We start from the raw sequence: 2694 nt of genomic DNA, 5'->3' as shown, positions 1-2694 counted from the left end.
ACCGACCTTAAAAGCCGGGTTGAGACCGAGCGCGTGGCGGTATCGGCGATCACTGCCGCGCTGGTCAATGCGAGCGAGACGCTCGCCAGGCGAGGATACATGACGCCGCAAAAGGTGGAGGGGCTGACCATATCGATGGAGGAGAACGCGCTCGATCTGAAGGCCGCGCTCGATGAGGTCGACGCCTCCATTCGCACCGCCATCGGCCCTGTCGAGAAGTTCGCCGAAATGACCGAGCGCATGAGGATTGCCCAAGGAAAATCGTCTCCGGATCAGGGAATGTCCATAGCCGGTCAAACCGGATGGCCCGAACCCACAACGTTCGATTCAATGGTGGCCCAACACTCCGCCCTGTGCGAGCACATGCTGGAAAGCGTTCGCGATCTGGCCGACAAAACCAAATACAGACTCGACAATTTGCGGGAAAAGATCGATCGGCTGCAGTCGTCGTTCGGGGAAATCACGGCGGCGATGGCCTCCTGACGCGCCGCATCGTGCCGCTCACGACGCGTGAATGTAGCGACGGCGTTACGTTACATCGGCACATCGGCAGGCGGAGGCTTATGAAGGGTCGCGGAAGGCGGGATTCACCTGTGTCGAAGGGAACCGGCGTCCGGGCATTCATTTCTGCTCGATCCCACCAAGCCGATGAGTGCCGGCCCCGCCGCTGCTTAGCTCCGCCCGCAAAATGCTCCGTATAAATGGAGGATTCCGCATTGCACCGTAGCGTGCTATCGTTTTCATGCCGGAATCAAAACGTCCGGCACACGTCAATCATCTTCGTGAGCTCCGCCATGAACGATGTACGCCACAATCTCAGCCCGACCGACCGCGTGGAATTGCTCTGCTGGCTCACCTGCGGGAGCCTGGGCGCCTATTATCTGAACGGCTCCTGGCCCACGGCGGCTTTTCACGTGCAAGCGGCTCACAAGTGGCTGGACAGGCACAAGCGCCAGGCTGAATGGCTCGCCATCGCGAAGCTGTCGGCCATTGCGGCCGACCTTGCCCAGCGGCACTCGGAACTCGTGGATGCCGACTGGGCTCGCGATGCCGTGGAAGAAATTCTCGACAGCGACGACCTCAACTATCAATCGGAGCTCGTGCTGCGCGTGCTCGATGAATGCAAGCGGGCACTCGCCGACAAGCGGCCGGCCGACTGATCGCACAAACCGAGGGGGCTGTCGTTCATCGGGAGTCACCGCTTGAACGACAAGCCCCTTCGGCTTCAGAACCTCGTGCGCATGCCGATCCGGATTGCCGTCGACGACTCCCCTGAGCCGACATACGCCCCGTTGGAAAACACCGGTGCCGAACCGCTACCGAGGAACACCGGCGCCGCGCCGCCCGATACCCGCAGGTAAGTCGCACTCGTGTAGACGTCCGTGCGCTTAGACAGTGCATAGTCGAGCAGCAACGTCCCGTTCTGAAACTTCTGCTCGCCGAGCTTGCTGTACCAGTAGCCACCCATCAAGGTTGTCGCCGGGGTCAACTGGAAGACTTCGTTGACCTCGTAGGTCGGCATCGAGCCGTTGTCCTTGGCAATGCGAAAGTGGGTATCGGTGAAAAGCAGGCGCGTGAGGCTGCGCCCATACCGGTAACTCGCACCCGCACCGATCGTGCTCACGCTTGTGGCCACCACCGGCGCACCCGACAAGTTCGGAAACAGCGTGGTGCCCGCTTGGCTCGGCCCGTTGAGACCGAGATCGTGGGTATCGGTGTAAGCGACGCCGGCCTGGAACGGACCGCCGTCGTATCGCGCGCCGAACGCGATCACGCGGCCGGTGCCGGCCGAAACGGCTTGCGAAGGGAACGCATAGAGCGCGCCGAAGGAGAAACCATAATAGGTCGGCGACTTGTACTTGACCGCGTTGTTGATGTGCAAGGTGCCGGCCAGATGGTCGAAATCGCCTGGGTGCCACGAGTATTGCCCGGCGTACTGGCCCATCGCGAACTGCGTGAGGTTGTCCCAGAAGAAGTCGTATTGCTTGCCGAGCGTGAGCGTGCCGTGGGTGGTGTCAGTGAGACCTACCCACGCCTGCCGGCTGAACAGCACGCCGGACTGGACCATCGTGCCGTTGTATAAATTGAAGCCGTTCTCCAGCTGGAAAATAGCCTTCGCGCCGCCACCGAGATCTTCACTGCCAAGGAAGCCCCAGCGATTCGACTGAATCGAGCCGTCATTGGCCACGAAGGTTCCGTGTCCATTCAGATTGCTGAAGTACGTGATGCCGGCGTCGATGATGCCGTACAGCGTGACACTGCTCTGCGCGTATGCGCATTGAGCAGCCATCGCCGATATTGCCACTGCTGCGGCACTGCAAATCCATCTCTTCTTCATTGCGTTGTCTCCATTGAGTTTTTTTAGGCAAAGCGATTCCCCGCCCCTTCGTCGAGGGGATGCCGGGCGTCGAATAACGACTGCTAGAGGATCTCGGGTTGGTTCAAGTGCGAAGGATCAGCGTGTCGAACGGGCAAACCGCGGGAGCGGCGTGGCCGCGAATGTGGGCTTAGGTGCCGGTTGTCTCCGTCTCTTGTTTTTTTGGTCGAGACAGTATCGCCCGACAAACAGTTTTGATTTATTCTTTCAATTAACGTTATTGATTTGCGAACTGAATCAATAAGTCACCTTGATGACGTCAGCGGGTGGCGTGGGACATCAATGAAAAACGCCCGCATAAGCGGGCGTTGGTTGTT

The 2694-nt window shown here is 59.7% G+C and carries 3 protein-coding genes; 2 read left to right on the top strand and 1 reads right to left on the bottom strand.

Features of this window, described 5'->3' with window-relative positions; genetic code table 11:
- Positions 1 to 99 precede the first annotated feature (99 nt).
- Positions 100 to 483: a hypothetical protein gene (locus EOS_RS06315; RefSeq protein ID WP_235442717.1), complete on the top strand. Its 384-nt coding sequence runs from the start codon at positions 100 to 102 to the stop codon at positions 481 to 483.
- A gap of 311 nt (positions 484 to 794) precedes the next feature.
- Complete coding sequence (locus EOS_RS06310; protein WP_047845755.1) at positions 795 to 1160, top strand: hypothetical protein; 366 nt, start codon at positions 795 to 797, stop codon at positions 1158 to 1160.
- A gap of 65 nt (positions 1161 to 1225) precedes the next feature.
- Here EOS_RS06310 and EOS_RS06305 read toward each other — a convergent pair whose 3' ends face one another.
- The gene (locus EOS_RS06305; protein WP_047845753.1) at positions 1226 to 2338 is read right to left on the bottom strand and encodes a porin; all 1113 of its coding nucleotides are present in this window, start codon (positions 2336 to 2338) and stop codon (positions 1226 to 1228) included.
- Positions 2339 to 2694: the final 356 nt, after the last annotated feature.

Origin of the sequence: Caballeronia mineralivorans PML1(12) (assembly GCF_001028175.1) — a bacterium.
Lineage (GTDB): Bacteria > Pseudomonadota > Gammaproteobacteria > Burkholderiales > Burkholderiaceae > Caballeronia > Caballeronia mineralivorans.
This window is presented reverse-complemented; position numbering and strand designations above follow the sequence as displayed.